The following is a 1774-nucleotide window of genomic DNA, read 5'->3' as shown; positions in this document are numbered from 1 at the left end:
GTTCGCGGGGGGGGATCATGCAGATCATCGAGGTGACCGGGTATGCCGTCAGATCTGCCGTGATCACCATGCAGCGGAAGGGGACGCCACTTGAGTTCGTGATCTTCCCGATGGTGCATGTGGCGTCGCCGACGTTCTACTCCCAGGTCCGCCTCAGGCTGAGGGAGTGCGACCTCATCGTTCTTGAGGGAATCCGGGGGAAATCCGCGGGAGTGAGTGCCCTCACGCTTGCCTACCGTTTCGCGCCGCGCCGGCGGCGCAACGGCCTCCAGGAGCAGCGCGACGACCTGCTGATTCCGGAAGGCGTACCGGTCGTCAACCCGGATGTCACGGCGGCGGAGGCGATCGCGGAGCTGAAGACACTGCCGCGGTGGATGTACCTGCTGCTCATGGTCGCGGCCCCGGTGATGGGCCTGGTGTTCGCGCTGCGCGGTCCGCGCGCCTTCCTTGACGAGGACCAGGAGATCGAGGATCTGCCGTCGACACTGCGCGCGGAGATGTTGGCCGACAGTCCGGTGGAGCGCGCGCTGACCGATCGGCGCGACGAGCGGTTGCTCGACGCCCTGGGCGAGATCCGGGCGGAGCACGGCGACGAGCCGTTCCGGGTGGCCGTGGTCTACGGGGCCGGTCATGTCCCGGCGATCGTGTCGGGGTTGTGGGACCGCTACGGGTACAGGCCACGTGAAGCGGAATGGCTTACCGTCCTTGTTCCGGCGTGACCGCTCTGGGGGCTGCCGCCAGCCGCAACGTTGCCTGCGGCCGTTCGGGGTCGACCGGCCGGACAACGTGTAGAGAAGGGCGTACAGAAGAGTGGGCACTCACTTTCGCGGAGGAGGCCGCCGCCCTGATCGGCAGCGGTGTGCTGCGGGATGTGCTCATCGTGATCAGCCACGGGGGACTGGCGTCGCCATCGAGCTGAGTGGGCCCCTGAAGCCGTCCGCAAGGCGCTGAAGTCGACTTGATGCCCCGCTGAATTCTCTGCCCGCATGCTGTGCGGCATGACGTCGGTGCCAAGCGACGTCGCGATCGCGGCAACTGGACTGCGCACGTCCTACGGGGCAAGACGGTGCGCGACGGCATCGACTCCACGTCCCGGCTGGCACGGTCTTCGCGAGCCTCAGGCCGAACGGCCCCGGCAAGACCACCTCGGTCGGCATCCTCTTCACGCTGATCTGCGCCGACGGCAGACAGTTACCGCGTGGTGGGAATGCTGGAGTGCCGTTCGCGCCGAAGGCTGGCTGGTCGGGGGGCTGCTCAATCGCATCGTGCTGGCGCAGGCGACGTCGTACGCGCTGGCGTTCGAACGGTTCGACGGGGCGGTGCTGTTCTGGGAGGAGGCAGTCGGCCACGCATCGCGTGTGTGGAGCTATCTGCAGGTACTGCGGCACGCTGGCATTCTCGATCGAATCGCCTCTCTGCGACCGTGACATCCCGGTCCGAGATGATCGATTCCAAGGGGTGTCGGTGACTCTGTGCTGGCGTTCCGGCGGTTCGAGTTGGTCAGGCCGGTTAGTTGATGGCGCTGTCAGCCTTTTGCTGATCAGTGCCCAGCAGCGGTCGCCGTAGGACGGGTCTGGTGCAGGTCAAGATGTCACCCGCTCGTGCAGTCCCAGCGGTCTCAACGGGGTTTATGACTGCCCCCACACGGCTTGACTTCTTCATTGGGGAGCTGTGTTGTCTGCGCGGGTTCCATCCGCCTCGTTGTCTCCCGTCCCGCCTCCGCTGCTGCTCTCGTTGGTGGTGGGGGGCCAAGGGTGGGGGGTGAGGTTGAGGG

At 66.4% G+C, this 1774-nt stretch carries 2 protein-coding genes; both read left to right on the top strand.

Translation table 11 applies throughout. The features are described from left to right. Positions 1-719, top strand: a 719-nt coding sequence (locus tag ACNFOC_RS53965; protein ID WP_416966254.1) for a hypothetical protein, incomplete at its 5' end; no start/stop codon positions are given. A 279-nt stretch (positions 720-998) separates the two neighbouring features. Beyond that, complete coding sequence (locus tag ACNFOC_RS53960; RefSeq protein WP_416966253.1) at positions 999-1427, top strand: S66 peptidase family protein; 429 nt, start codon at positions 999-1001, stop codon at positions 1425-1427. Positions 1428-1774 lie beyond the last annotated feature (347 nt).

Source organism: Streptomyces colwelliae (assembly GCF_048158785.1).
GTDB lineage: Bacteria > Actinomycetota > Actinomycetes > Streptomycetales > Streptomycetaceae > Streptomyces.
Note: the sequence above shows the minus strand (reverse complement) of the source record. Positions and strands in the feature narration are given on the sequence as shown.